The organism is Spirillospora sp. NPDC048911, assembly GCF_043198015.1.
GTDB lineage: Bacteria > Actinomycetota > Actinomycetes > Streptosporangiales > Streptosporangiaceae > Spirillospora.
The window spans coordinates 541,509-567,137 of record NZ_JBICUD010000001.1; the positions used below are offsets into that span (position 1 = coordinate 541,509).

Annotated in this window: 24 protein-coding genes; 16 read left to right on the top strand and 8 right to left on the bottom strand. The window is 70.2% G+C overall.

Going from position 1 to position 25,629, the window contains the following annotated elements; genetic code table 11:
- Positions 1–34: 34 nt before the first annotated feature.
- Positions 35–763: a DedA family protein gene (locus ACGFNU_RS02550; protein ID WP_392589481.1), complete on the bottom strand. Its 729-nt coding sequence runs from the start codon at positions 761–763 to the stop codon at positions 35–37.
- A 312-nt stretch (positions 764–1,075) separates the two neighbouring features.
- On the opposite strand from ACGFNU_RS02550, the gene fbaA reads away from it, so the two are divergent.
- On the top strand, positions 1,076–2,098 hold the full coding sequence (fbaA, locus tag ACGFNU_RS02555; protein WP_392589483.1) for a class II fructose-bisphosphate aldolase: 1,023 nt from the start codon (positions 1,076–1,078) through the stop codon (positions 2,096–2,098).
- A 94-nt stretch (positions 2,099–2,192) separates the two neighbouring features.
- On the opposite strand, the gene ACGFNU_RS02560 is transcribed toward fbaA, so the two are convergent.
- The gene (locus ACGFNU_RS02560) at positions 2,193–2,681 is read right to left on the bottom strand and encodes a winged helix-turn-helix transcriptional regulator (protein WP_392589485.1); all 489 of its coding nucleotides are present in this window, start codon (positions 2,679–2,681) and stop codon (positions 2,193–2,195) included.
- A gap of 119 nt (positions 2,682–2,800) precedes the next feature.
- Here ACGFNU_RS02560 and ACGFNU_RS02565 point away from each other — a divergent pair, with 119 nt between their 5' ends.
- From ACGFNU_RS02565 to ACGFNU_RS02580, 4 genes are all read left to right on the top strand, one after another.
- Positions 2,801–3,379: a GNAT family N-acetyltransferase gene (locus tag ACGFNU_RS02565; RefSeq protein WP_392589487.1), complete on the top strand. Its 579-nt coding sequence runs from the start codon at positions 2,801–2,803 to the stop codon at positions 3,377–3,379.
- 25 nt (positions 3,380–3,404) lie between these two features.
- Positions 3,405–3,824, top strand: coding sequence for a DUF3151 domain-containing protein (locus ACGFNU_RS02570; protein WP_392589489.1), 420 nt, complete (start codon positions 3,405–3,407; stop codon positions 3,822–3,824).
- 186 nt (positions 3,825–4,010) lie between these two features.
- On the top strand, positions 4,011–5,294 hold the full coding sequence (locus ACGFNU_RS02575; RefSeq protein WP_392589490.1) for an adenylosuccinate synthase: 1,284 nt from the start codon (positions 4,011–4,013) through the stop codon (positions 5,292–5,294).
- Positions 5,295–5,453: 159 nt separating this feature from the next.
- Positions 5,454–6,368, top strand: coding sequence for a glycerophosphodiester phosphodiesterase family protein (locus ACGFNU_RS02580; RefSeq protein WP_392590975.1), 915 nt, complete (start codon positions 5,454–5,456; stop codon positions 6,366–6,368).
- 111 nt (positions 6,369–6,479) lie between these two features.
- Here the strand turns inward: ACGFNU_RS02580 and ACGFNU_RS02585 are convergent, their stop codons facing one another.
- Positions 6,480–7,604 carry a magnesium and cobalt transport protein CorA gene (locus ACGFNU_RS02585; protein ID WP_392589492.1) on the bottom strand — a complete coding sequence of 375 codons (1,125 nt, stop codon included), beginning with the start codon at positions 7,602–7,604 and terminating at the stop codon, positions 6,480–6,482.
- A 358-nt stretch (positions 7,605–7,962) separates the two neighbouring features.
- Between ACGFNU_RS02585 and purD the strand changes: the two genes are divergently transcribed.
- The 4 genes from purD (at position 7,963) to ACGFNU_RS02605 (ending at position 12,762) form a co-directional block, all read left to right on the top strand.
- Positions 7,963–9,207, top strand: a complete 1,245-nt coding sequence (gene purD, locus ACGFNU_RS02590) for a phosphoribosylamine--glycine ligase (RefSeq protein WP_392589493.1) — start codon at positions 7,963–7,965, stop codon at positions 9,205–9,207.
- Positions 9,208–9,290: 83 nt separating this feature from the next.
- Positions 9,291–10,448, top strand: a complete 1,158-nt coding sequence (locus tag ACGFNU_RS02595) for a low temperature requirement protein A (RefSeq protein WP_392589495.1) — start codon at positions 9,291–9,293, stop codon at positions 10,446–10,448.
- Between the two features lie 184 nt (positions 10,449–10,632).
- Complete coding sequence (purB, locus tag ACGFNU_RS02600; RefSeq protein WP_392589497.1) at positions 10,633–11,943, top strand: adenylosuccinate lyase; 1,311 nt, start codon at positions 10,633–10,635, stop codon at positions 11,941–11,943.
- Positions 11,944–11,967: 24 nt separating this feature from the next.
- Positions 11,968–12,762 carry an MOSC domain-containing protein gene (locus tag ACGFNU_RS02605; RefSeq protein WP_392589499.1) on the top strand — a complete coding sequence of 265 codons (795 nt, stop codon included), beginning with the start codon at positions 11,968–11,970 and terminating at the stop codon, positions 12,760–12,762.
- Positions 12,763–12,774: 12 nt separating this feature from the next.
- Here ACGFNU_RS02605 and ACGFNU_RS02610 read toward each other — a convergent pair whose 3' ends face one another.
- Entirely contained in the window at positions 12,775–13,833 is a 1,059-nt protein-coding gene (locus ACGFNU_RS02610) for a suppressor of fused domain protein (protein ID WP_392589500.1), read from the bottom strand.
- A gap of 426 nt (positions 13,834–14,259) precedes the next feature.
- Between ACGFNU_RS02610 and murA the strand changes: the two genes are divergently transcribed.
- The 4 genes from murA to ACGFNU_RS02630 all read left to right on the top strand — a co-directional run bounded on the left by murA (position 14,260) and on the right by ACGFNU_RS02630 (position 18,785).
- Positions 14,260–15,546 carry a UDP-N-acetylglucosamine 1-carboxyvinyltransferase gene (gene murA / locus ACGFNU_RS02615; protein ID WP_392590977.1) on the top strand — a complete coding sequence of 429 codons (1,287 nt, stop codon included), beginning with the start codon at positions 14,260–14,262 and terminating at the stop codon, positions 15,544–15,546.
- A gap of 650 nt (positions 15,547–16,196) precedes the next feature.
- A complete protein-coding gene (locus tag ACGFNU_RS02620) occupies positions 16,197–17,525 on the top strand; it encodes a transcriptional regulator (protein ID WP_392589502.1) in 1,329 nt (442 codons plus the stop codon).
- 96 nt (positions 17,526–17,621) lie between these two features.
- The gene (locus tag ACGFNU_RS02625; protein ID WP_392589504.1) at positions 17,622–18,272 is read left to right on the top strand and encodes a hypothetical protein; all 651 of its coding nucleotides are present in this window, start codon (positions 17,622–17,624) and stop codon (positions 18,270–18,272) included.
- Between the two features lie 57 nt (positions 18,273–18,329).
- Complete coding sequence (locus ACGFNU_RS02630) at positions 18,330–18,785, top strand: hypothetical protein (protein WP_392589505.1); 456 nt, start codon at positions 18,330–18,332, stop codon at positions 18,783–18,785.
- Here ACGFNU_RS02630 and hisC read toward each other — a convergent pair.
- The 4 genes from hisC to ACGFNU_RS02650 all read right to left on the bottom strand — a co-directional run bounded on the left by hisC (position 18,750) and on the right by ACGFNU_RS02650 (position 24,113).
- Positions 18,750–19,829, bottom strand: a complete 1,080-nt coding sequence (gene hisC / locus ACGFNU_RS02635; protein WP_392589506.1) for a histidinol-phosphate transaminase — start codon at positions 19,827–19,829, stop codon at positions 18,750–18,752. The two genes, ACGFNU_RS02630 and hisC, sit on opposite strands and share 36 nt — an antisense overlap.
- A gap of 39 nt (positions 19,830–19,868) precedes the next feature.
- Complete coding sequence (locus ACGFNU_RS02640; protein ID WP_392589507.1) at positions 19,869–20,141, bottom strand: DUF6401 family natural product biosynthesis protein; 273 nt, start codon at positions 20,139–20,141, stop codon at positions 19,869–19,871.
- Between the two features lie 113 nt (positions 20,142–20,254).
- Complete coding sequence (locus tag ACGFNU_RS02645; protein WP_392589508.1) at positions 20,255–20,947, bottom strand: NUDIX domain-containing protein; 693 nt, start codon at positions 20,945–20,947, stop codon at positions 20,255–20,257.
- A gap of 19 nt (positions 20,948–20,966) precedes the next feature.
- A complete protein-coding gene (locus tag ACGFNU_RS02650) occupies positions 20,967–24,113 on the bottom strand; it encodes a DUF4132 domain-containing protein (RefSeq protein WP_392589510.1) in 3,147 nt (1,048 codons plus the stop codon).
- Between the two features lie 114 nt (positions 24,114–24,227).
- On the opposite strand from ACGFNU_RS02650, the gene ACGFNU_RS02655 reads away from it, so the two are divergent.
- The 3 genes from ACGFNU_RS02655 to ACGFNU_RS02665 are packed head-to-tail and all read left to right on the top strand — an operon-like array spanning position 24,228 to position 25,625.
- Positions 24,228–24,554 (top strand): hypothetical protein, encoded by a 327-nt coding sequence (locus tag ACGFNU_RS02655; RefSeq protein WP_392589512.1) that lies wholly within the window; start codon positions 24,228–24,230, stop codon positions 24,552–24,554.
- The gene (locus ACGFNU_RS02660) at positions 24,554–25,048 is read left to right on the top strand and encodes a hypothetical protein (protein ID WP_392589513.1); all 495 of its coding nucleotides are present in this window, start codon (positions 24,554–24,556) and stop codon (positions 25,046–25,048) included. Before ACGFNU_RS02655 ends, ACGFNU_RS02660 begins: the two co-directional genes overlap by 1 nt.
- Positions 25,041–25,625, top strand: a complete 585-nt coding sequence (locus tag ACGFNU_RS02665) for a hypothetical protein (RefSeq protein WP_392589515.1) — start codon at positions 25,041–25,043, stop codon at positions 25,623–25,625. Before ACGFNU_RS02660 ends, ACGFNU_RS02665 begins: the two co-directional genes overlap by 8 nt.
- Positions 25,626–25,629 lie beyond the last annotated feature (4 nt).

The following is a 25,629-nucleotide window of genomic DNA, read 5'->3' on the forward strand; positions in this document are numbered from 1 at the left end:
TAGGGTCCGACCGATGACGTCCCACATGGGGAGGTTAGCGATAACTGTCACCGCTGAGCGACGGACGTGACGCTTCAGAGTCATTCTTATTCGGACCGTTGCCTTGACCACCGCGGCCCTTCAGGACCTCCCGGACGATTGGGATGACCGACAGGATGAGGATCACGGCCACGCCGGGGAGGATGTAGCGCTCGATGTCGGGCACCTTGGCGCCGAGGAAGTGCCCCAGCAGGAACAGCGAGTCGGTCCAGAGCACGGCGCCGACGGTGTTCCAGATGAAGAACTTGCGGCTGTCCATGCCGAGCATCCCGGCGAGCGGGTTGAGGAACGTCCGCACGATCGGGATGAAGCGGGCCAGGACGACCGCCTTGGCCGGGCCGAAGCGGTTGAAGTAGTACTCGGCCTTCTCCACCCACTCCTGACGGAAGATCTTGGAGTCCGGGCGGTCGAAGAGCTTGCGGCCGTACCGGGCGCCGAGCCAGTGGCCGAGCTGCGCGCCGATGATCGCGGCGATCGGGCCGCCGATCAGCAGCCAGGGCAGCGACAGCGGCTGGAACTCCTGGCCGTTGACCGTGCTGACCGCGGTGAGGATCCCCGCCGTGAACAGCAGGGAGTCGCCGGGCAGGATGCAGCCGAACAGCAGTCCGGTCTCCGCAAAGATGATCGCGATGACGCCGATCGTTGCGAAGGTGCCGAACAACTGCAGCCATGCGGTCGGGTGCAGCCACTCGGTGACGTTGAGAGAAATGAGCGCGAGATCCACACCGTGAGCGTACCTGTCTCAGCGTCACGTTTCCGTGAGAAGTGACTCCTCGCGGGCTCCTCTGCGCTCCTCAGTCACTCTCCACCGAATCCACCCCAAATGATCGGCCGGCACGGACGCGCTGGGTTCCGTCCCCGGCTGGCCCGCCGGGAAAAATTCGAGATACTGGCCTGGGCGACATCCCATCCCTGGCCCTCGCGCTCCTCGGCGCCCTGACCTGGTCCGGAAGCATGTCCGTGCGGGCAGGCGGCCGGGAGCACACCGCCCGGCCGGATGCCGGCGGCACCACGCGTACGAAAGGACGTTGATCAAATGCCCATCGCGACCCCCGAGGTCTACGCGGAGATGCTCGACCGTGCGAAGCAGGACGGTTTCGCCTACCCCGCCATCAACGTGACGTCGAGCCAGACGCTGAACGCGGCGCTGCGCGGCTTCGCCGAGGCGGAGAGCGACGGGATCATCCAGGTGTCGACCGGCGGCGCCGAGTACCTGTCGGGCGCCCCCGTCAAGGACATGGTCGTGGGATCGGTCGCCCTGGCCGAGTTCGCCCGCGTGGTGGCCGAGCGCTACCCGGTCAACATCGCGCTGCACACCGACCACTGTCCGAAGGACAAGCTGGACGGCTTCATGCGGCCGCTCGTCAAGATCTCCCAGGACCGCGTCGCCCGCGGCGAGGAGCCGCTGTTCCAGTCGCACATGTGGGACGGCTCCGCCGTACCGCTGGAGGAGAACCTCGAGATCGCCGCCGAGCTGATCGAGGAGTGCGCCAAGGCCCGCGTGATCATGGAGATGGAGATCGGCGTCGTCGGCGGCGAGGAGGACGGCGTCGCGAACGAGATCAACGAGAAGCTCTACACGACCACCGGCGACGCCCTGGCCACCGTCGAGGCCGTCGGCCTGGGCGAGAAGGGCCGCTACATCCTGGCGGCGACGTTCGGCAACGTGCACGGCGTCTACAAGCCGGGCGCGGTCAAGCTCCGCCCCGAAGTGCTCAAGGAGCTCCAGGACGCGGTGGGCGCCAAGTACAACAAGACCAAGCCGTTCGACCTGGTCTTCCACGGCGGCTCCGGCTCGACGCTGGAGGAGATCCGCGAGGCGCTCTCGTACGGCGTCGTCAAGATGAACATCGACACCGACACCCAGTACGCCTTCACCCGCCCGGTCGCCGCGCACATGTTCGCCAACTACGACGGCGTCCTCAAGGTGGACGGCGAGGTCGGCAACAAGAAGAAGTACGACCCGCGCTCGTGGGGCAAGGCCGCCGAAGAGGCGATGGCCACCCGCATCGTCACCGCCTGCGAGAACCTGCTCTCCGCCGGCAAGAAGCTCAAGTAACACCCCAGCCGAAGTTCATCCGCGCGGCCGCCGACCCCTCGGCGGCCGCGCGCCGCTTTGCGGGGCGCGCTGGGTGGTCAGGTGCGCTGGGTGGTCAGGTGCGTTGGGTGGCGGCCTCGGCGCGTTCCGCCTCGATGTGGGCGCCGGGGCCGGGGCGGGGCTCCACGTCCTTGGGGCCCAGCTGGGCGCCGCAGGAGTCGCAGGTGAGGTGGTCGGTGAGCACGCCCTCGCAGCCGCGGTGGGCGACCACCAGGGGCGGGCCGTCGGGCGCGTAGTGCCGATCGCCCCAGAGCATCAGGGTCATCATGGCCGGCCAGAGTTCGACGCCCTTGCGGGTGAGGCGGTACTCGTAGCGCTCGGGCCGCTCCTGGTAGCGGACGCGGCGCATCAGGCCCTCGTCGCAGAGCCGGGTGAGCCGGTCGGTGAGGACGTTGCGGGCGATGCCGAGCCCGTCCTGGTAGTCGTCGAAGCGCCGGACGCCCTCGAAGGCGCTGCGGATCACCAGCATCGTCCAGCGATCGCCGATCACCTCCAGGGCCCGGGCGATCGAGCAGTTCTGGGATTCGTACGTGCGGGGCAACACGTCCTCGACAGTACCTGAGTAGTGTCACACAACGAACCCCCTCCAAGGTGAGGCTTGGCCCGGCCCTAGGGCCGGCTACAGGGTTGCTTCACACAACCGAGTACGGTCCAATGGGTTTTATGAAACAACTCGATGTGGGCGGCGTCGCTCGCGTTGACCTTCCGGCGACCGTCCACGACGTGCGCATTCGCCCGTACGGGATCGGCGACGAGCAGGCTCTGCGGCAGATGTCGGACCGCCTGTCCAGGGAGAGCCTGTACACCCGGTTCTTCTCGGGCACGCCGGCCATCCCCGAGGCGTACGTGCGCGCGCTGCATCGGCTCGACCACTGGGACCGCGAGGCGCTGGTGGCGCTTCTGGACGGCCGGATGCTCGGCATCGCCGAGTACGTGCGCGACCGCGAGGAGCCCCGGCGGGCCGAGATCGCCGTCATGATCACCGACCCCTGGCAGCGGCACGGGCTGGGCAGCAGGATGGTCGCCTTCCTGTCCCGGCTCGCCGAACGGCGCGGCATCACCGAGTTCGGCGCCGACGTCGTGCTCGCCAACCGGACGGCCATGTCCGCCATCCGCGCGGCCTGGCCAGCCGCGAAGCCCGCCGCCGACGGCGGATCCGTCCACTACCGGCTGCCGCTCCCACCGGCCTTCGCCGTGCCCGCTCCGGCCCCTTCGAGAGACGGGTCGGCGGTCCCGGGTTGATGCGCACCGGGGCCGCACACTTACGATGACCGGCATGACCCAGAACCTGCTCGGCGGCCCGCCTCCGACCGAACTGCCGGACAACGCGGAGGCCCGCGAGGCCCTGGAAAAGGGCGTCGACCCGTTCGAGGTGGCGGCCCGCCATCCCGACTACCCGGGGGTGTGGGCCGAGTTGGCCGACCGCGCGTTCGCCCGGGGCGGCGTCATCGACTCCTACGCCTACGCGCGCACCGGCTACCACCGCGGGCTCGACATGCTGCGGCGGGCGGGCTGGCGGGGACAGGGCCCGGTTCCCTGGGAGCACGAGGCCAACCGGGGCTTCCTGCGCGCCCTGCACGCCCTGGGACGGGCGGCGGCGGCCATCGGGGAGGACGCCGAGGCCGAGCGCTGCAAGACCTTCCTGCGCGACAGCAGCGCCACCGCGGCGGACGTCCTGAACGCCTGACCCTGAAGGCCTGAACGCCTGACCATGGGAGCTTTGAACGCCTGACCCATATGGGCTTACTCGTCACTTATGTGCTGGTGACACCGGCGCGCGGTTTCTTCAGTCCCCGGCTATGGGTACGATTTGATCGCAAGAGGCCCCTTCGCGCTTGCGATCAGGGGCCTTCGTCGTGGGAAGGAAAGTGGCATGCCGGCCATCGTTCTTGTCGGAGCCCAATGGGGAGATGAAGGCAAGGGCAAGGCGACGGACCTGCTCGGCGGAGATGTCGACTACGTCGTCCGCTACCAGGGCGGCAACAACGCCGGCCACACGGTGGTCATCGGCGACAAGAGCTACGCCCTGCACCTGCTGCCGTCCGGGGTGCTCTCCGACGACGTCATCCCGGTGATCGGCAACGGCGTCGTGATCGACCCGGCCGTGCTGCTGACGGAGATCGACGGGCTCAAGGAGCGCGGCATCTCCTGCGAACGCCTGCTGATCTCGGCGAACGCGCACCTGATCATGCCCCACCACCGGGCCCTCGACAAGGTCACCGAGCGCTATCTGGGCAAGGCGCGCATCGGCACCACCGGCCGCGGCATCGGCCCGGCGTACGCCGACAAGATCAACCGGATGGGGATCCGGGTCCAGGACCTGTTCGACCCCAACATCCTCACCCAGAAGCTCGACCTCTCCCTCCGCGAGAAGAACCAGGTCCTCACGAAGGTCTACAACCGGCGCCGCATCGACACCGGGCCGATCGTGCAGGAGTACCTGGAGTACGGCGAGCGCCTCAAGCCGTTCGTGGCCGACACGACGCTCGTGCTCAACAAGGCGCTGGACGACGACAAGGTCGTGCTGCTGGAGGGCGCCCAGGGCACCCTGCTCGACATCGACCACGGCACCTACCCGTTCGTGACGTCCTCCAGCCCCACGGCCGGCGGCGCCTGCGCCGGTTCGGGCGTCGGGCCCACGAAGATCACCCGGGTCATCGGCATCCTCAAGGCCTACACCACCCGCGTCGGCTCTGGACCGTTCCCCACCGAGCTCCTCGACGAGCAGGGCGAGTTCCTGCGCAAGACCGGCGGCGAGTACGGCGTGACCACCGGCCGTGACCGCCGCTGCGGCTGGTTCGACGCGGTGATCGCCCGCTACGCCACCCGGGTCAACGGCATCACCGACTACTTCCTCACCAAGCTCGACGTCCTGTCCGGGCTGGAGCGGGTGCCGGTCTGCGTCGGGTACGAGATCGACGGTGTCCGGCACGACGAGATGCCCGCGTCCCAGACCGAGTTCCACCACGCCAAGCCGATCCTGGAGCACCTCGACGGCTGGCAGGAGGACATCACCGGGGCCAAGACGTTCGACGACCTCCCCAAGAACGCGCAGGCCTACGTCCGCGCGCTGGAGGAGATGTCCGGGGCGCAGATCTCGGCCATCGGCGTCGGACCGGGCCGCGACCAGACCCTCCAGCTCCGGCCGCTGGTCTGACGGTCCACTCGCTGGACGCTCGGCTCGCCGGACGCTCGGCTCGGCTGAGGTCGGCTCGGTGAACGCCGGTTCACCGGCGCTCGGCTCGTCCAACGTTCAACCGGTTCTCACCGATCGGCCACCGGGACATCGGTGACTGCCTGTAGCCTCCAGGGCGTGATGTCCAACGGGGGGCCCGTTGAGCTCCACGGTCATCGTGGTGCCCGGGGGTTGCGGCCGGAGAACACGCTGCCCGGTTTCGTGCACGCGCTCGAGATCGGCGTCGACGCGATCGAGCTGGACGTGGGGCTGACGGCGGACGGCGTCGTCGTGCTCAACCACGATCAGGTGCTCTCCCCGGTCAATCTCGCCGACACCGGCCCCGCCCGTCCCGGTGACCCCATGTACCCGTACGTGGGCAAGGCGATCCGCGATCTGACGCTCGACCAGATCAAGACCCTGGACGCCGGGGTGCGGCGGCCCGCGACCGACGACGACCCGTTCGTGCTCACCCAGCTGCCGCTCGGCCGGACGCCGCTGCCGACGCTGGCCGAGATGTGCGCGCTGATGTCACGCGTGCCGGACGTCGAACTCGCGGTCGAGCTCAAGACCGATCCCGGCTGGCCCGACTCCGACGTGGCGCTCTTCGCCGCGGCCGTGGCGCAGGTGCTGGGCGCGTTCGACCTGCTCGGCCGCAGCCGGCTGCTCGCGTTCGACTGGCGGGTGCTCGTCGAGGCGCGCCGGTACGCGCCGGAGGCGGGCCGGGTGGCCCTGATCGAGGCCAAGACGCTCGGCCTCGGCACCCGCTGGCTCGCGGGGCAGTCCCCGGACGACCCGGCGCGAGCGGCCCTCGACGTCGGCGCGACGGTCCTCTCGCCCGAGCGCACCCTCACCACGCCCGAGCTGGTCACCGCCGCGCACTCGCTGGCGTTGCCGTTGGTGGTGTGGACGGTGAACGAGCCCGCCGACATGGCGCGCTTCGTCTCCTACGGCGTGGACGCGATCGTGACCGACTACCCCGACCGTCTGCGGACCGTCCTCCGGCAGCACGGCCTCCCCCTGCCGCAACCCCTCACCACCCCGATCCTTCACTGACAACCCGTCCCAGCCCTCAAACCCAGCCCACGCAAAGGTCAGCCGGGCAAGAGGCAGCAGGCTGGCGCGAGCCCAGGCATGCTGGCACGGCCAGGGACGGCAGAGGGTGGCTCAGAGCCAGCCGTTGCGGCGGAAGCCACGGTAGAGGGAGAAACAGGCGGTCGCGATGACGCCCAGGATCATCGGGTAGCCGAACTCCCACTGGGTCTCGGGCATGAAGTCGAAGTTCATCCCGTAGATGCCGGCGATCGCGGTGGGGACCATGAAGATCGCGCCCCAGGCGGAGATCTTGCGCATGTCCTGGTTGTCGGCGACCGTCACCTGGGTCATGTGCGCCTGGAGGATCGGGTTGAGGAGCTCGTCGTAGGCCTCGACCTGATCGCGGACGCGGGTCAGGTGGTCCTCGACGTCGCGCAGGTACTCCTTGATCTCGGTCGGCACGAACCGGCGGCCCGACAAGTTGCGCAGCGGCCCCGACAGCGGCCCGACGGCGCGCTTGAGCTGGATCACCTCGCGCTTGAGCCGGTAGATCCGCCGCGACTCGTCGGTGCGCTCGGGCGAGAACACCGCCTCCTCGACCTCGTCGATGTCCTCCTGCACGGCGTCCGCCACGTTCACGTAGCCGTCCACCACGCGGTCGGCGACGGCGTGCAGCACCGCGCTCGGGCCCAGGCTCAGCCGGGCCGGGTCCTCTTCGAGATCGTTGCGGACGCAGCCGAGCTCACAGTGCGTGCCGTGCCGCACCGTCACCACGAAGTCCGGCCCACAGAAGATCATCACTTCGCCGGTCTCGACGACCTCGGCGCCGTCGGGCCCGCGCCGCACGTAGCCGACCGTCTTCATGACGAAGAAGTTCACGTCGTCGTAGCGCTCCAGCTTGGGGCGCTGATGGGCGTTGATGGCGTCCTCGACGGCGAGCTCGTGCAGCCCGAAGACCTCGGCGAGCTCGGCGAGTTCGGTCTCCGACGGCTCGTGCAGGCCGACCCACACGAAGCCGGCGCTCGCCTCCGCGCCCCGGCGGCCGGCCTCGGCGGCGGGCTGGAGGCGGCCGTCACGGATCAGGCGTACCGCGTCCTCGATGGTGTCGGTCGACACACGATGGCCGTCGATGTAGGCGGCCCAGTCGATGACCGCGGAATCGCGCTGGGCGACGGCGGCGGTCATGGAGGCGGGACGCCCGCGCGTCTTGAACAACGACTTGGTCGCCCGGCCAGGGCGGACTCGTGTCATGGCCATGAGGTGCTCCTCTGCCCCGGCCACACGCGCGCAGCGCGCTCAACCCATGCGGTCAGCGTGGGGAACGCGCGAGGGCGGCGGCCGGACGCCGTGTAGAGGCGGTCGGATGAACAGTCCCGCTCGGACTGTGAGGGGGCTCCGCAGAACTGCAAGGATCACCAGGACTCATCCCGACCACCTCCCTTCACCCCTAGGCGTCAAGGCCGGCAAGCCTGTTGAGCTTACCAGCCGACATATATGACGTTGTGGACATCGTCCAAGTTCACGTCCGGGGCGGGTGGCGCCGATCACACGGCCGTCCCCGGAAAGCCCGCCCGGGCCGCCCGTCCCGGCGCCCGGCCGACTAGGCTCCTCCGACGTGCGAGTACTCGTCCTTGGATCCGGCGGCCGTGAGCATGCGATCGCCCGCGCCCTGCATCGCGACCCGTCCGTCACCGCGCTCCACTGCGCGCCCGGAAACCCCGGAACGGCCGAGATCGCCGACAACCACACGCTCGACCCGGCCGACCCGACGGCGGTGGTCGAGCTCGCCGGCCGGCTGCGCGCCGGGCTCGTGGTGATCGGCCCCGAGGCGCCCCTGGTGGCCGGGGTCGGCGACGCGCTGCGCGCGGCGGGGTTCCCCTGCTTCGGCCCGGACAAGGAAGCGGCCCGGATCGAGGGCTCCAAGGCGTTCGCCAAGGAGGTCATGGCCGCCGCCGGTGTGCCGACCGCCGACGCCCGGGTCTGCGAGACGACCGCGCAGGCGGCCTCGGCCCTCGACGAGTTCGGACCACCGTACGTGGTGAAGGACGACGGCCTGGCCGCGGGCAAGGGCGTCGTCGTGACGGACGACCGGACGGCCGCGCTCGACCACGCCGGCGCCTGCGAACGGGTCGTGATCGAGGACTACCTCGACGGCCCCGAGGTCTCGCTCTTCGCCCTCTGCGACGGGCAGGACGCGGTGCCCCTGATGCCCGCCCAGGACTTCAAGCGCGCCTACGACGGCGACGCCGGACCCAACACCGGCGGCATGGGCGCCTACACCCCGCTGCCGTGGATCCCGGCGGGCCTGGTCGACGAGGTGATGACCACCGTCGTCCAGCCGACGGTCGACGAGCTGCGCCGCCGCGAGACGCCGTACGTGGGTGTCCTCTATGTGGGGCTCGCGCTCACATCGAAGGGCGTGCGGGTGGTCGAGTTCAACGCGCGCTTCGGCGACCCGGAGACCCAGGTCGTCCTCGACCGCCTGGCGACCCCGCTCGGCGGCCTGCTGCAGGCGTGCGCCATCGGCGGGCTGGCCAAGGACACCCGCCTCGCCTGGCACCCCGGTGCCGCCGTGACCGTCGTGATCGCCGCCGAGAACTACCCGGCCGCACCGGTCAAGGGCGATGTGATCACCGGCCTTGAGGCGGCCGCCGAGGTACCCGGCGCGTACGTGCTGCACGCGGGCACCAAGCGCGAGGCCGGCGACCTGGTCGCCGCCGGCGGCCGCGTCCTGAACGTGGTGGGCACAGGCGACGATCTCGCCGCGGCCCGCGCCGCCGCCTACGAGGCGGCCGCCAGGATCGAGCTCCGCGGCTCACACCACCGCACCGACATCGCCCTCAAGGCCGCCCAGGGCTAGCGCAGCGTGCGGGGGCGTATGATTACTTGATTACACCCTTGGACGCCTTACCCCCCTCGCGTCCGGGTTCTTGAGAGGCTGACATGTCTTCCTCCTCTTCGCCGACCACTCCAGCATCCGTTCCGCCGTCCCCGGGCGAGGAGATCTACCGCGTCACGACCCTGGAGCTCTTCTTCGACCTGGTCTTCGTCTTCGCGGTCACGCAGCTCACCGGCGTCTTCGTCAAGGAGCTCAGCCTGCTCGGGCTGTTCCAGGTGGTCCTCATGTTCGGCGTCCTGTGGTGGATGTACAGCGGGTACGCCTGGCTGACGAACATGCTGGCCCCGTCCTCCGCCCGGCGCCGGCTGCTGATCCTGACCGGCATGGGCGGTTTCTTCATGGTCGCGCTGGCCACGCCGACCGCGTTCAAGGACGGCGGGGTGGTGTGGGGGCTCGGCTATCTCGTGCTCGTCCTCGCCCATGTCGCGCTCTTCGCCCAGGGCAACCCCAACATCCTGCGCGTGCTGCCCGCCAACCTGCTCGCGGCCGCGCTGATCATCGTCGCCGGGCTGCTCGACGGCGTCACGGTGTACGTGCTGTGGACGATCGCGCTGATCGTGCCCATCGTGCAGCCCTACATCGTCGCGCCGGGCGGCCGTTTCATCATCCAGGCCGCGCACATCGTCGAACGGCACGGCCTGCTGGTCATCGTCACGCTGGGGGAGTCGATCATCGCGATCGGCATCGGCGCCGAGGGGGTCGAGCTGGACGCCGACCTGGTCGTGGCCGTGCTGCTCGGGCTGGCGCTGGCGGCGGCGATCTGGTGGACGTACTTCGTCGGCGACGACGAGCGCGCGGAGGAGTCCCTGGCCGCGGCGGACGATCCCAGCCGCGCCCAGATGACGATGTTCGGATACTTCTACGCGCACATGCCGGTCATCGTCGGCGTGATCGTGATGGCGGCGGGCCTGAAGAAGGCGGTCGGTCACGCGTGGGAAGGCCTTGCCACCGGCCCCGCCGTCGCTCTGGCGGGCGGCGTCGCGCTCTACCTGGCCGGCGACGTCCTCTACCGCCGGATCGTCCGCATCGGCCCGTCCCGCATCCGCTTGGCCGCCGCCGTCGTCTCCCTGGCGGCCATCCCGCTGGGGCTCTGGCTGGCCGCCGCCGAGCTCGCCGCGCTGATCCTCGTCATCACGGCGGCACTGTTGCTCGAATACCGCACCCGCGCGCGAATCGAAGGACCCAAGCCTGCGTCGTCCTAGCCAAAGCCGCCCTGGCCGGCACGGCCCCCGCTCGTGCCGACGGCCTGTTTCCGCAGTTCACGGTCACCTGGGCAGGAGAACACTACGGCACGCCAGGCGTAACTGATAACAAACCTTTCTGTTTTTCTCGTCACACTCGGCCCCGGCGGCGGGAGTACGCGGGGCCACCTGGGACAATCGGGTTGTGATTGAGCGGTACACCCTTCCGGAGATGGGCCGCGTCTGGAGTGACGCGCACAAGTACGAGCTTTGGTGCCAGGTCGAGACCCTGGTGGTCGAGGCTCACGCCGAGGCCGGCACGATCCCGGCGGAGGTGGTCGAGCCTGTTCGCAAGGCCCCGCCGCCCACCCCGGAGGCGGTGCACGAGATCGAGGCGGTCACCCAGCACGACGTGATCGCGTTCCTCTCCGCCTGGGCCGACAACACCGAGCCCCGCGAGGCCGCGCGCTACGTGCACTTCGGCATGACCTCGTCCGACCTGCTCGACACGGCACTGGCGCTGCAACTGGTCGAGGCGACCGACATCCTGCTCGCCAAGGCCGACACGCTCGTCGCCACCCTGCGCGACCACGCGCTGGAGCACTGCGCCACCCTCCGCGTCGGCCGCACGCACGGCATCCACGGCGAGCCCGACGTCTGGGGCCACCGGGTGGCCGACTTCGCGTTCGCGACGGCGCGCTCCCGCGACCGGCTCAAGAAGGCCCGCGAGGCGGTCGGCGTGATGGCCATCTCCGGCGCCGTCGGCACGTACTCCAACATCGACCCCGAGGTCGAACGGCACGTCGCGCGCAAGCTGGGGCTCAAGTCGGCCGACGTGTCGACGCAGGTGGTCCTCCGCGACGGCATCAGCGAGTGGGTGTCCAGCCTGGGGATCATGGCGACGGTCCTGGAGGCCATCGCGCTGGAGGTGCGGCACGGCCAGCGCACCGAGGTCCGCGAGCTCTGGGAGCCCTTCGGCAAGGGCCAGAAGGGTTCGTCGGCGATGCCGCACAAGAAGAACCCGATCATCTCCGAGCGGCTGGCCGGGATGGCCCGCGTCGTCCGCGCGCAGATCGTCCCTGTCATGGAGGGCATCCCGCTCTGGCACGAGCGCGACATCTCGCACTCGTCCACCGAGCGGATCGCGCTGCCGGACGCCTCGATCGCGCTCGACTACATGCTCAACCTCACCAACCGGCTGATGTCCGGTCTGGTGGTGGACGCCGACCGGATGAGGGCCAACCTGGAGTCGACCGGCGGCCTGATCTACACCTCGACGGTGCTGCTGGAGCTGGTCGAGGCCGGGATGTCGCGTGACGACGAGGCGTACCCGCTCGTCCAGAAGGCCGCGATGGAGACCTGGCAGACCGGCGTCACGTTCCGCGAGACCCTCCGCGAGCACGCGGCCGAGGCCGGGCTGACGCTGGACGAGACGCGGCTCGACGGGGTGTGCCGCCCGGAGCGGTTCGTGGAGCGCCTCCGCCCGATGTTCGACAAGCTCTCGGCGCTCACCTGAGCCGGAATCCCACGGGAGATCTCTTTGGGCGCGGTCCTCACCGAGCTGAACGTCTTTCCCCTCAAGAGCGGCGGCGGCACGCCGCTTCGCACCGCCCGGCTGACGCCCAAGGGCCTGCTGTACGACCGTGAGTTCATGCTGGCGACGCCGGAGGGGCGGTTCCTGTCGCAGCGTGACCACGCGCGGATGGCGCTGCTGCGGCCGTCGTACGACGGGAGCGAGCTGAACGTCGAGGTGGCGGATCCGGCGTTCGCGCTCACGCCACTTTTCCACAAGCCTGTGGACGACGGGCCGGTGCTGGACGTGACCGTGCACCGCAAGGAGTGCCAGGGCATCGACCAGGGCGACGAGGCGGCCGGCTGGTTCGGCGCGCTGCTCGACACCGAGGTGCGCCTCGTGCGCTTCACCGGCCACCGCGCCACGAGCCGGGGCGGCGGTGAGGTCGCCTTCGCGGACGGCTATCCCCTGTTGCTGATCTCGGCGGAGTCACTGGCCGACCTGAACGGACGGCTGGACGACCCGCTGCCGATGAACCGCTTCCGCCCCAACCTCGTCGTGTCGGGGCTCGGCGCGTTCGGCGAGGACGCCGTCCGGCGGCTGCGGATCGGCGCGACCGAGATCGAGCTGGTCAAGGCCTGCGCGCGGTGCGTGATCACCACCACCGACCAGGAGAGCGGCGAACGCGGCCGCGAGCCGCTGCGGACGCTGGCGCGCTACCGGACCATCGACCGCGGCATCCGGTTCGGGGTGAACGGCGTCCCCCGGACGACCGGAACGCTCTCCGTCGGAGACCCGGTAGAGATCTTGGAAAGGGCCTGAGCGGCCGGAGGCTCAGCCGATCACTTCGCCGGTCTCGTTGCCGTACTCGTCGCGCATCGCGGTGGGCACGACCTCCACGACCAGGCCGGGCAGGGCGGCGACCGGCCTGCTGCCCGCCTCGGGGCGGAGGGCGGCGGTGAGATCGTCGAGGGCCGTGAGGGGGACCTCGACGACGAGCGACTCCGGCCCGTCCTCCTCCACCGAGAACGTGTCGCCCGGCGCGAACCGCAACATCGTGTCGTCGGCCTTGAGGATCAGATCGTTGCCGTGCGCCAGCCGACCGCGCAGGGCCTCGGCGATCGACGGGGCCTGCAGCGCCCCGACGCGGAGGGTGGTCGTGCCGGAGTCGACCTCCCAGTGCGCCGTCGTCACGTACAGCACGCCCACGCTCGAACCGTCGCGTTCGACGCCCGCCGCCACGGTCGCCGCCAGTTCCGGATCATCGAGCAGCGAGCCGCGGTCGATGTCGGTGACGTAGAGCGGCATCCGCGGCGAGAGCACCTCCAGGAGCGACTCGGTCCGCCATCGCTGGGCGGCCTCGTACTCCTCGGAAGCGAGCCCGACGACCTGCAAGAACTGCACGCTCCCGTGCGGCGTCGCGATCTCGCCGAGCTCGGGATCGAGGACGAACGCGATCGCGCGGATCGCCGAGTCGTCGCGGTCGGCGGCGATCGGGCCGTTGACGTTCATGTGATGCCCGGACGCGAACCAGTTGCCGCTGTTGAAGACGTACCGGCCCAGGTTCTGCAGCAGGTTCGCGGCCCACACCGGCGGCTCGGTCTCGCCCGGATCCCGGGCCAGGCGGAACGTGAACTCGAACCCCCAGCCGGACTCCTCCGGATTCTCGGACTGCTTCTCGTACAGCTCGGTCATGCCGTACGAGACGAAGTGCCAGTGCGGGACGGGCTCGTCGCGCGCGTAGACACTGATCCCGTCGAGCGGGTCGGGGCCGCCGAGCACCCACTTGTGGAGGGTGCCCCAGTGGTACGGCTCGGTGTCGCCGTAGAGGCCCGCCAGCGCCCCATCGATCGCCGCCCAGCCAGGCGACTCGTCCGTCTCGTCGATCCCCATGGACGATCACCCTAGAGGCACCCGTAACCGCACAAGACGTAAATGAGATTCGGACCCTGCCATGGGGCGTGGCGTGACGATCCACCCTGGTCACAGGGGTTACGTTCGGACACGTCCGGCCGAACGCGGACGACGCGTGCGGCGGGACCCGCACTCCGAGTGCGGCAAATCGTGAACTTTCCCGCCTTTGCCGCAGTCCAAGTGAACGTGTCGGGAAGAGGGACCAAACCGCCGCCAGGAGGGGAGAGCGGCGAACATCTCACCCCCGGCGCGATGGTTTACTGGGGGTCGCGTTTCGGATGGAGGGACCCGTTCGGCGTGCTCGGCCCTTGTGACCCGCTGGACCGGAAGTGAACGGTCGGGTCGGTAGTCCCAATTTGAACCGGTAGCACCCTTTCCGCAGTTAAGGAGTCAGTCGGCATGAGCATGGGCCAAGACGTTCGTTACCGCGTGCGCGGGGGCCGGCCTCTGCAGGGCACCGTCTTCATCCAGGGCGCGAAGAACGCGGTCCTGCCGATGATCGGCGCCTCGCTGATGGCGGCCAAGGGCCGGACGGTCCTGCGCAATGTCCCGATCATCGAGGACGTGCGCCGCGCGGTCGAGCTGGCCCGGGCCATCGGCGCCAAGGCCGAGCTCCACGAGGCCGAGCGCACGCTCGTCATCGACGCGTCGACGCTCAGCAGCCCGGTGCTGCCGGCCGACATCGCCTCCCGGTTCCGGGGCTCGTTCCTGTTCGTGCCGGCGCTGCTGCACCGGCTGGGCGAGGCCGTGATCGAGGGCGTCGGCGGCTGCAATCTGGGCAGCCGCAACCTCGATTTCCACTACAACGGCTTCAAGCGGATGGGTGCCACGGTCACCGAGCAGATCGCCGACAACGGCGACGGCATCATCCACATCAAGGCCGGCGAGCTGCGCGGCGGCACGCTCTACTGTGACACCCCGTCGCACACCGGCACCGAGAACCTGATCATGGCCGCCGCGCTCGCGCAGGGCACCACGCTCATCAAGAACGCGGCCCTGGAGCCCGAGGTGCTCGACAACATCGAGATCCTGCAGCGCATGGGCGCGCGGATCAGCGGTGGCGGCACCGGCTTCATCACCGTCGAGGGCGTCGACGAGCTCAACGGCATCGAGCACACCGTGATGCCGGACCGGATCGACGCGGGCGTGTTCGTCATGGCCGCCGCCATCACCGGCGGCGAGCTCAGCCTGGTCGGCGCGTCCCTGGAGCACCTGGGCGTCGCGGCCGACAAGCTGGAGCAGATGGGCGTGGAGTTCCACCAGCAGGGCGCGGTGCTGCAGGTGCGCCGCGAGCGCCCGCTGCGGCCGATCAACGTCATCACCGACGAGTACCCCGGCTTCGCCACCGACCTCCAGTCGCCGATCATGGCGCTGTCCTGCCTCGCCGACGGCCCGTCCTACATCTACGAGCGCATCTTCGACGGCCGGTTCAAGCTGGCCGAGGAGCTCACCAAGATGGGCGCCGACATCGAGGTCAACGGCAACCGGGCCAAGGTCAACGGCCCCAACGCGCTGCGCGGCGCCGAGGTGGAGGCGCACGACCTGCGCTGCGGCAGCGCCCTGGTGCTCGCCGGGCTGGCCGCCGAGGGCGAGACCACCATCACCTCGGCCTACTACCTCGACCGCGGCCACGCCCACACGGCCGAGCGGCTCTCGCAACTGGGCGCCGACATCGTCCGCGAAGCCGAGTAACGGTCCGGGTAACGGAGCCGGCCGCCGGAGCCGAGTGGCCTGACAGCCCGCCTTGACAAGCCGGGCTGACAGGCCGAGTCGCCGATCTGACCGTAAACGGTCAATCTTCATCCGGACACCCGGCCCGAATCACGGACAAACGTCTAACCCATAGCCGATACGGTCAGCTCCCGTGCAGTGGCTACCGGGACGGTCGATTTTCGGGCCGCGCGTAAACCAAACGGACGCCGCAGGGGTCTCCTCAATGCGCATCAGCGCCATGAGGAGACCCCTGCGGTGTTTTCGGGTCTTGTTTTTAGGCTTCGGACGTCCGAAGATGCAGAATCAAGACTGACCGAATGGTGACAAATTACTGACCAAGGGGTCGCGTAGGTTACTTTTTCGCCGCACTCTTGATTCGATTTCGCGTCTGGGCGTCACACATCGTCGCCCTGACCCGATCTGTCCAATAGGAGGACGCCGAGCGAAGCTCGTCCAGCGAAAGGGATGGCTGGGCGGGGCTGCGGGAAGGCGATCGCACGGGAACTGCGGTGCTGGGTCAGAAGGCAGGGGCGACAAGCCATGAGTCAACCGTTGGGCGGAGCGTGCGCGAACGCATGGCCGGGGCCGGGCCCCCGACACAGGGCAGACCGGGAAGCGAGCGGGCGCTGATGACGGCAGCGAGGACGGGGTCGGTGACCCCCGACCTGACGATCGGCGTCGTGGGTCCCCATGACCTGGTGGAACGGGTCATGTTGATGGGCCACGGCCCGACGCCGGTGCCGAGCCGGCTCGTGGCCGCCGCGTATCGCGATGAGCAGGAAGCGGCCGACAAGGTCGTACGGCTGGGCTCGGGCGTGGACGTGTGCCTGTTCGCGAGCCCCGTTCCGTACGACTTCGCGCGTAAGGCGGGCGTGCTCACGATGCCCGCCACCTACGTGCCCCTGAACGGGGCGGCACTCCAGGGCGCGCTGCTGCGCGCCTCACTCGACGAACGTTTCGATCCGGCCCGGGTGAGCATCGACGTGCTCGGCCGCGCCGAGGTCGAGGAGGCGTACGCCGAGATCAATCTGGCCACCGAACAGGTCCATCTGCGCGAGGAGGCGGCGGGGCCCGGCACCCTGGCCGCGTTCCACGAGCGGCTGTGGCGGCGCGGGGCGACCACGGTCGCGATGACCTGCGTCCACGCCACCGCCGAGCGCATGGAGATGGCCGGCGTGCCCACCATCCGGGTACGGCCGACCGGTGCCGCGATCCGCAGCTCGCTGCAGACCGCCGCGCTCCTGGGCGCACACCACCGTCTCGAAGAGTCGCAGCTCGTCACCGTCCTGGTCGACGTGCCCACGCTTCGCGAGACGCCGCGCCGGGTCACGCCGCGTTACTGGCGCGACGAGCTCAAGCTGGCGCTGCACCGCGTGCTCCTCCAGGAGGCGCACCGGATGAACGCGTCGGTGTGGCCGCTGGACGACCACAGCTACCTGGTGATCGCCACGCGCGGGTCGGTCACCGCGTCCACCGAGGGCTTCCGTACGCCGCCGTTCGTGGAGCGCGTCCGGGAGGAGCTCGGGCTGGCGATCGAGGTCGGCATCGGCATGGGCCGGACGGCGCACGAGGCCGAGACCCACGCCCGGGCCGCGCTGGCCCGCTCGCAGAGCTCGCAGCGCGCCCAGGGCTTCGCCCTCGACCGCGACGGCCGGGCCCTGGTGCCCGCGCCGCGCACGCCGCCCCGGGCACAGCCGCAGGCCAAGCCGAAGGGCCTGGAGATCCTCGCCCGCCTGGCCGACAAGCTCGGCGACCAGGACCAGCCCCTCATCGTGGACGCGGAGAACGCCGGCAAGATGCTCGGTGTCACGCCCCGCACGGCCCGGCGCCTGCTGCGCACGCTGGTCGAGGAGGGCCTCGCCTGGCCCCTCCCGCCCAACCGCACGCCGCAGCCCGGCCGGCCGCGCCAGCTCTACCGCCTCATCGTGGAGAAGCTGGGGCCGAAAGCGAGCACCTGAGGCACATTCCGCTGGGTATCGGGCGGCCGGGGCAAACCCGGCCGCTTGATCCCGCGTCGGACAGTGCATGGAGACATGTGATTCGGCGGGCACCCGATGAGGTGCGGCGGATCGAAGACCCCGAAACCCTTCACGACCGAAGCGACACGAACGTCGTTCGCCGCGTCCGCGCGACGCGAGCAGCTCGACTCTCACCGGCCTGGCCAGATCTTCGCCTGGCATCCGAAGGACGGCTTCACGACGGAACGCGCGCGCATCGTCGCCGCCGCAGGGGTCGCGGTCCTTGTGCTCGGCTCCGGCGCGGTCGTCTCCGCGATGGTCGGTTACCAGCCCATCCGTAACGGCCTCCCGACCCTGCTCCAGCTCTCCCCGAGCCCCGCGCCCGCCGCGAAGGACAAGCCCAAGCCCCCGCGCAAGACCCAGGTCGGCGGCACCGCCCCCGACGTCGAGCCGCCCCCGCCCGCCGTGGCACCACGCACCTATCGCACGGTCGCGCCCACCCCCAAGCCGAGCCGCCTCCGTACGGTCCCGAAGACCAAACGCCCCTCAGCCTCAGCCACCCCGACGCCCAAGCCCCCAGCGACCACGAAGCCACCGGCGACCACCAAGCCACCGGCGACACCTCCGGCCACGACACCGGATCCGCCCGAGACGACGGCCCCGGCTCCGACGACTCCACCGGTGATCATCCCGCCCGGCCTTCCCATCGTCGGCGATCCCGCCGCAGACCCGACCGGCGGAAGCTGACCTCTCCCGCGGCACCCGAACCTGAGGTAGCGTTTTGAACGCGTTCAGGAGGTCCGGATGAGCGACGCGGCCACACGATGCCGGCACAGGATCGCCCAGACCATCGCCGGCTACGTCCTCGGCGGCTTGGTCGGGCCGTATGTTCCGCACGCGCTGCTGATGGGTGCGGGGACGGCGCTGGGCGGCGAAATCCGGTCGGCCGCCGTCGTCCTGGGAGCCTTGGCTGTGGTGACCCTCGCGTTCTCACTCGCGGGCTGTCTCACCGGCTCCCGGGCGTCGGGCCATACGCCATGCGGCTGGACGGCATGGGGCGCCATGGTGTTCGCGGCCGGATTCGCCGGCTGGATGCTCGGCGTGTACGGCCTCAGCGCCGCCCTGATCACCGCTTGGCTCGGCCCCGGTACGACCGACGGCACCTTCATGACCATGGCTCTGAGCGGAATCCCCTACGGCCTCGCCGTGTGGGGCGTGAATGGGCTAGTTGCGGTGGGGGAAGGCCCTGGCGACGGCTAGGAACGCGTCGTTTTCTTCGGGGGTGCCCAGCGAGACGCGGGCGCCCTCGTCGAGGAAGGGACGCACGCTGATGCCCTGGGCGTCGCACGCGGCGGAGAACTCCATGGTCCGCTCGTTCAGCCGGAGCCACACGAAGTTGGCCTCGGTCGGCGGGACGGACCAGCCGTCGGCGAGGAGGGCGTCGCGAACGCGGTCGCGCTCCTTGACGGCGTTGTCGACCCGCGTCATGAGCTCGTCGGTGGCGGCGAGCGACGCGATCGCGGCGGCCTGGACGATGGCGTTCACGCTGAACGGGAGGTAGGTCTTGCGGACGGCCTCGGCGACGACCGGGTGCGCGACCATGAAGCCGACCCGGAGCCCGGCCAGCCCGTAGGCCTTGGAGAACGTACGCAGGATCGCCAGATTCGGACGGTCGCCGTACAGCTCCAGGCCGTCGGGCACGTCCTTGTCCCGCACGTACTCGCGGTAGGCCTCGTCCAGCACCACCAGGCAGTCGGCCGGGACACGGTCCAGGAACGCCTCCAGCTCGGCGCGCCGGACGATCGTGCCGGTCGGGTTGTTGGGGTTGCAGATGAAGATCAGCCGGGTGCGCTCGGTGATGGCGGCGGCGATCGCTTCGAGGTCGTGGGTCTCGTCGCGCAGCGGCACCTGGACGGACGTGGCGCCGGACAGCGAGACCAGCAGCGGGTAGGCCTCGAACGAGCGCCAGGCGTAGATCACTTCGGCGCCGGGCTCGGCCACCGCCTCCAGCAGCATCTGGGTGACCCCGACCGAACCGCAGCCCACCGCGATGTGATCGTCCGGCACCCCGAACTTCGCGCCGATGACCCCGATCAAGGCGGTGCAGTTGTTGTCGGGGTAGCGGTTGACGGTGCGGGCGGCCTCGGTGATGGCGTTCACGACCGAGGGCAGCGGTCCGTCCGGCGACTCGTTCGACGAGAGCTTGTAGGAGCGGCCCTCGGGCGACACCACGACCTTGCCGGGCTTGTAGGCCACGAACCGGTCGAGGACGGAGCGGAAGCGCGGAGTGGTTGCCTCGGACACCGTTGTCCTCCAAGTCGTACAGGGTGGGTGGGCCCCAGCCTAGTTCTCGCGCATCATCCAGCAGATCGCGACGATGCGCACGAATTCCCAGTCGCGGGTGCTGCCCGGCCACCAGCCCCGCCGGAACGCGTCCTCGGCGAAGCCGTGCAGGTAGTCCATCAGCGCGTCCTGCGGCGGCCGGCGTGCCCCGATGTGGTCCCGGACGGCGGCCACGTGCTGGTCGACCGCCGCCGCGAGCCCTGGCGCACCGGCCATTTCGGCCACCCCGGCGTCCCCGATGTCGCGGACGAGGAGGGTCAGCTCCTCGGACATATCGCCATCCATAGGACAAAAAACTAGCAACGCCCCCGGAATGCCCCGTCCGCCGGGCCCATTTCTTTAACGTCCGGCCGCCACCTCGGCGTCGGAAGATCGTTTGAGGGGGTTCAGATCGTTGCGACGGCGTGAGGGGAGGGGCGGAGCATCGGCGGGCGTAGTTGTTCCGCGTCGCCACGCGTATAGAGGCGCGCGGGGCGGCCCCCGTCGCGAGTGGTCGTCCGGCCCGTCGGCACCAGGAAGCCGTCGGCGCCCGTGACCTTGCGATGGAAGTTCCGAGGGTCGAGCGGCGTGCCCCAGACGATCTCGTACACCCTGCGGAGTTCGGCCACGGTGAACTCCGGTGGGCAGAACGCGGCGGCGAGCGAGGTGTACTCCAGCTTGGCCCGCGCGCGCTCCACCCCGTCGCACAGGATCCGGCGATGGTCGAACGCCGCCCGATCGTGGTTGATCAGCTCGCTCACGGCCGACCACAGCACCTGCGCCCGGCTCGACGCGGGCAGGTCGGGCGCCAGGCCCAGATAGGCGACGCTCACCACGCGCTGCCGCGGGTCGCGGTCCGGATAGCCGTAGGTGGCCAGCTGCTCCAGATGGATCCGGACGTCCGCCAGGCCCGCCCGCTCCGCCATCAGCCGGGCCGCGGCCACCGGCAGGTCCTCGTCCAACTGGATGAACCCGCCCGGCAGCGACCAGCAGCCGTCGTAGGGCGCCCGGTCACGCCGCCACATCAGCGCGCAGAGCCGCTGCTCCCGCACGGTGAGGACGACGAGGTCGACGACTACGGCGAGGCGGGGCACGGACATGGCATGAACGTTACCGCCGTCAGCCCGTCACAGCGGTGAGCTCGGCGAGGAGCTCGGAGGCGATGATCGGATCGAGTTCGCCCGTGACCCATACGGCGAGGGTGACCTTCTGGGCCGGGTCGCGGCCGCCGATGGCGACGGCGGGGTCGAAGCCGATCTCGACGAGAGCGCCACCGGGCAACTGCCGGGACATGCCGACGACGATGCCCGCGTCGGCCGGGTCGCCGTGCTTCCAGCCGCGCCGTTCGAGTTCCAGAAGCCGCCCCAGTGGGACCGGAGCGTTCTCGAATCGCTCAAGGCGGCCGCTCTCGCGTTCGGCCGGGGTGAGGGCGAGGACGGGGCGGCCGAGTTGCGGGAACGGCTGGGCGATCTCGTAGTCGGCGAACACCTCCGCCCAGGCGGTCAGGGAGTCGGGCAGGTCGAGGGGATGGGCGACGCGGACGGACGCGGCGGCGGGCAGCGTGCAGGCGTCGTCGGCGGAGTCGGCGAACGTGCCGTCCTCGGCGACGCGGAACGAGGTGCCGTCATCGGCGAGCCAGACCAGCCGCCGGACGATGTGGCGGAGCAGGGGATGGGACGCGAGAAGGCGCTGGAAGTCCGGGAGCGTCCACCGCCTGCGTTCGATCATCGCGGTCTCCAGCCGCTGGATCTGGACGGCCGCCACCGTGCGGACATCCTTCTTGAGCGTCGCGAACGCCTTGTACGCGGCGGGTGCCAGCACGGGATCGTCCTTCGTGCCGGGCTTGGGCAACGTCTGGCGCGGCTTGCCCCGCTCGTCACGGACGTACGGCTTCAGCAACCCGTCGAAGCCGACCGTGAAGCTTCGCGGCCCGTAATCCAGGACGAGACCGCCGTCGGGGCCGAGACCGAAATCCGGCACGAGCCGGTCGGCGAGCTCCTCCGGCGAGAGGCCGAGCTCCTCGGCGATCTGGTCGATCTTCTCCTGGGCCTGCCGCCTGAGGCCCCTGAACTTCAACTTCTGGGCGATGCCGTGCAGGTGGGTCAGTGCGAGGTCGGTGCCGATCTCGGCGAGCACGTCGAGCCCGGCCGAGGCGTTCTTGTGGCGGCTCTGCCCCGGCCACACCTTGATCAACGGCGTGAGCCGCCGGACGGCCAGGTCGCCGCCGATCACGCCGAGCTGGGTGAGCGCCCAGCCGTCCTTGGCCGGAGCCCCGGCCGCCTGCCAGCCCTCGAAGACCGCCCAGGAAAACTCCGCCAGCGACGCCGGATCGCAGGCCGCGCGGACCTCGGAGACGCCCGCGTACGGCATGCCGGGCTCCGACAGCGCCAGCATCGTCAACAGGTGACGCGTCGCCGCCTCAGGCAGGGCCCGGTCGCGGCTGCTCAGAAGCACCTGTGGGAGGAGTTTCGGGTCGGCCCAGTCCGCGATCTTCGGTACCCGGACGGGGGCAAGGTCGGCCGGATCGGCCTTCATGAGATCGGCGATCGCGGCGGCGGCCCGTTCGCCGTGGAGACGGGCGGCCTCCACGACCGGCTCGGCGCCCGCACCGCCGGCGATGCGCAGCAGGGCCCCCTCCGCGGCCTGCCGCTGCCGCCCGGCCTGGCCGAGCGCGGCCGGTATCAGCGCCGGTGCGGCGGCGAGCCGGTGGCGATCGAACCAGCGGAACGCGATGTGCCGCGCCGACTTCAGCCGGAGCGCCCAGTCCGCCATCAGGGTCACGATCTCGGGGGTCAGGAACGGAAGCAGCACCTCGCCGTTGCCGCCGGGGTTGCTGACGGCGATATCGATCAGCAGTGGGACGGCGTCGAGCTCGTAACGGGCCCCGAGCTGCCTGGCCCGCCATTCGACAGTGCGAAGGTTGTTCGGCCGCCAGTGAGCGAAAAGCGGCCGGACCAGCGCCTCGGGCCCGTCCGTGAGCAGGATGGCGGCTTCCCAATCCGACAGCCTGCCCGCCTCGAACTCGGCGATCTGCTCGGCCCAGTACTCCCCCGGAGCGTCCGACGACCCGGCATGGCGTTCACCCGACGCCCAGTTGACGGCGCTGAAGTCCGGTGCCACCAGGCCTTTGATCACGACCGGCTCGCGTGCGCGCACCTCGCGCGTCCACGGTGGATCGACGAGCAGCCGGGGGATCTCGGCCGCCGAAGCCTCCGCGACCCCGGCTGAGGCGGCTCGCGGAGTCACCAACTCGGCGACGACTGCGGCCGCCTTCCCCTGCCCCGCCGCGGCGGGCGGCAGCAATCGAGCCGCACGGTCAGGGAAACGTTTCATCGCGGCGGCCAGCGCCGGGCGCACCCGATCCTTGTCGGCGCGATCGATGAGCGCCTGAAAGGCCTCATCGCTGGGAAGGATCGCGAGAAGCTCAGCGGCGTGCCGTCTCCCGGCGGCCCTGTAAAAGGAGTCATAGGCCTGGGCCAGCAAAGGCGCCATGGCGACACCGACACCCTCCACGGCCGTCGTCAGCAGGTCGGCCTGCATGGCCGTCCCCTCCAGTGGCCCCAGGGCCGGCAACTGTTCAGCGGACTGAACAGAGCACCACAACATCCAGTCGTACATGTACGTGAAGGGGCCCGGCTCTGCGAGCGACTCGTTCACCCAGTCCTGCCGGGTGGGGACGATGTAGGCGGTGACCCTTCGCAGCCGGAAGTCGTCCCGGCACTCCGCCAGACGGTCGACGGCCCGTTCGTACTCAGCGTCGTCCACACCTGCGAGCACGGCCCTGATCCGGCGGAGGGCACTGCGCGTCGACCACCAATGGCCGTGCACCTCCTCGGGATCGCGGAGACGCACCCACGCCTCCATCACCTTGCCCATCTCGATCCAATGCCAGGTGGGTTCGCATTTGCTGATCCCTGCGACCGCCGCCGCCGCGAAGGCAGGCCCGCGCTCCGCGCACCAAGCGTCCACCAGCCAGGGGTACGGGTCGTCCCGCCAGTCGTCCCGCCGGATCACGATCTGCCCGATCACCGCGGCCCCGAGCGGGTCGTCCTCCCCGGCCAGATAGCGGCGCCCCGCCGCCACCAGCCCGGGGTCGCTCCGCGCGTTCGCGAGCAGCTCCTCGATCTCGCTCGCCTGGTCACCGATCCTGGACCGCAGCGCCGCCCCGGCCCCCGCGTCGAGAGTGACCGCCACCGGCGTCCCGCCGCGCCGCGGATGCAACCGCCGCCGCCACGCCGGCGGGACGACCAATGTGTCCTCGTCCATGCCGCCACACCGTAGGGCTCGTGTCCGACACAATTCCCTGATCTTGTGTGAACCCCGGCGGCGCACGCGGCGTCTGAGACAGGTGGGCCAGCAGGGCGGCGATGGAGGTGTCCGGTGACCGGGAGCGGCTTTGAGGTCGCGGCCGACGGTGTCCGTTCGTCGGCCTCCGCGCTCCGGGCGATAGCGGACCGGCTGGCGGAGGCCGTGCAGTCGTTCCAGTCCGAGGTGAGCGGCGTCGGCGACGCGTTCGGCGGGGACGACATCGGGATGATCATCGGCGAGGCGCACGCCGCGGTGTTCGAGGGCGCCATGGAGTGCTTCAGCACGAACGTCGCGGAGATCACCGACCGCGCCGACGTGCTGGGGCAGGTCGCCGACAACTACGTGCAGATGGAAGACACCAACACGCTGTACGTCAACAAGATCAACGAGGTCCTCTGATGGGGCTGCAACTGCCGGGCGAGCTGATCGGCCTCCTCGGCATGCTGGGCTACACCTGGCCCGAGGCCGACGAGATGAAGCTCTTCGAGCTCGGCAACACGTGGATGGGCCTCTCCTCGACGCTGCGGTCCGGGGTCGCCGAGGCCGACGCCGTGGCGCAACGGGTCTGGACCGACAACAAGGGCGAGGACTTCGACGCGTTCCGCACCGAGTGGACCGGCGAGGACTCCGCCGCCCAGAACCTCGCCGGAGCCGCGGACGGCTGCCTGATGGTCGCGGCGGGCCTGATGGTCGCCGCCGCCATCGTCCTCGCCCTCAAGATCCAGGTGATCGTGCAGCTGATCATGCTGGCGATCCAGATAGCCCAGGCCATCGCGACCGCCCCGGTCACCTTCGGCGCCTCGCTCGCCGAGATCCCCATCTTCAAGACCATCGTCGGCGCCATCATCGACCTCCTGATCGACCAGGCCATCAATGCGCTGCTCAATGACTGACCTCAAACGGCGGATCCCGGCCGCGTTCCTGACCGCCGTCCTCCTCCTGCCGGGCGCGGTCCACGCCGCCACTCCCCCCACCGCACCAACCGCACCGACCGCCCAGACAGCCGGACGGCGCGGCGGTGGACGGCGCGGCGGTGGCCACGGCGGGAAGAAGGGCGGCCGGGGACCGATCGCACGGCCGCTCCGGATGGGCATGTTCAAACCGGGCAAGGGAGCCCCGGGAGGCGGCGCGCGGCCCAGCACGCCGCCGGGAGCCCGCGGCGCGCCCAAAGAACATCCGACCGGCATCAACCAGCAGAAGCAGAGGGGGCACGTCCGTGGCACCCCTCAGTACGACAACCGCAGGAGAGCGAACAAACCCACGTCCACATGGGCGGGCGACGAAAGCTTCGCCAACTCCCACACCTATGAGGCGTGGTACAAGGGGACACCGGACCCCAACCGGCCGCGCGTGCGCGACTACGACTTCGGGCCGGGCCACACCACCGGCTACAGCCCGCAGGGACAGCCGCAGCGCAAAGTCAGAGTGCACATGGACGACGACGGGACGATCCATGGGCATCCGAAGTAGGAAG

Coding starts and splice junctions, on each gene's coding strand:
- fbaA (WP_392589483.1), top strand. CDS start 1,076: ATGCCCATCGCGACCCCCGAGGTCTACGCGGAGATGCTCGACCGTGCG.
- ACGFNU_RS02565 (WP_392589487.1), top strand. CDS start 2,801: ATGAAACAACTCGATGTGGGCGGCGTCGCTCGCGTTGACCTTCCGGCG.
- ACGFNU_RS02570 (WP_392589489.1), top strand. CDS start 3,405: ATGACCGGCATGACCCAGAACCTGCTCGGCGGCCCGCCTCCGACCGAA.
- ACGFNU_RS02575 (WP_392589490.1), top strand. CDS start 4,011: ATGCCGGCCATCGTTCTTGTCGGAGCCCAATGGGGAGATGAAGGCAAG.
- ACGFNU_RS02580 (WP_392590975.1), top strand. CDS start 5,454: ATGTCCAACGGGGGGCCCGTTGAGCTCCACGGTCATCGTGGTGCCCGG.
- ACGFNU_RS02585 (WP_392589492.1), bottom strand. CDS start 7,604: ATGGCCATGACACGAGTCCGCCCTGGCCGGGCGACCAAGTCGTTGTTC.
- ACGFNU_RS02595 (WP_392589495.1), top strand. CDS start 9,291: ATGTCTTCCTCCTCTTCGCCGACCACTCCAGCATCCGTTCCGCCGTCC.
- ACGFNU_RS02610 (WP_392589500.1), bottom strand. CDS start 13,833: ATGGGGATCGACGAGACGGACGAGTCGCCTGGCTGGGCGGCGATCGAT.
- murA (WP_392590977.1), top strand. CDS start 14,260: ATGGGCCAAGACGTTCGTTACCGCGTGCGCGGGGGCCGGCCTCTGCAG.
- ACGFNU_RS02620 (WP_392589502.1), top strand. CDS start 16,197: ATGACGGCAGCGAGGACGGGGTCGGTGACCCCCGACCTGACGATCGGC.
- ACGFNU_RS02625 (WP_392589504.1), top strand. CDS start 17,622: ATGAGGTGCGGCGGATCGAAGACCCCGAAACCCTTCACGACCGAAGCG.
- ACGFNU_RS02630 (WP_392589505.1), top strand. CDS start 18,330: ATGAGCGACGCGGCCACACGATGCCGGCACAGGATCGCCCAGACCATC.
- ACGFNU_RS02640 (WP_392589507.1), bottom strand. CDS start 20,141: ATGTCCGAGGAGCTGACCCTCCTCGTCCGCGACATCGGGGACGCCGGG.
- ACGFNU_RS02645 (WP_392589508.1), bottom strand. CDS start 20,947: ATGTCCGTGCCCCGCCTCGCCGTAGTCGTCGACCTCGTCGTCCTCACC.
- ACGFNU_RS02650 (WP_392589510.1), bottom strand. CDS start 24,113: ATGGACGAGGACACATTGGTCGTCCCGCCGGCGTGGCGGCGGCGGTTG.
- ACGFNU_RS02660 (WP_392589513.1), top strand. CDS start 24,554: ATGGGGCTGCAACTGCCGGGCGAGCTGATCGGCCTCCTCGGCATGCTG.
- ACGFNU_RS02665 (WP_392589515.1), top strand. CDS start 25,041: ATGACTGACCTCAAACGGCGGATCCCGGCCGCGTTCCTGACCGCCGTC.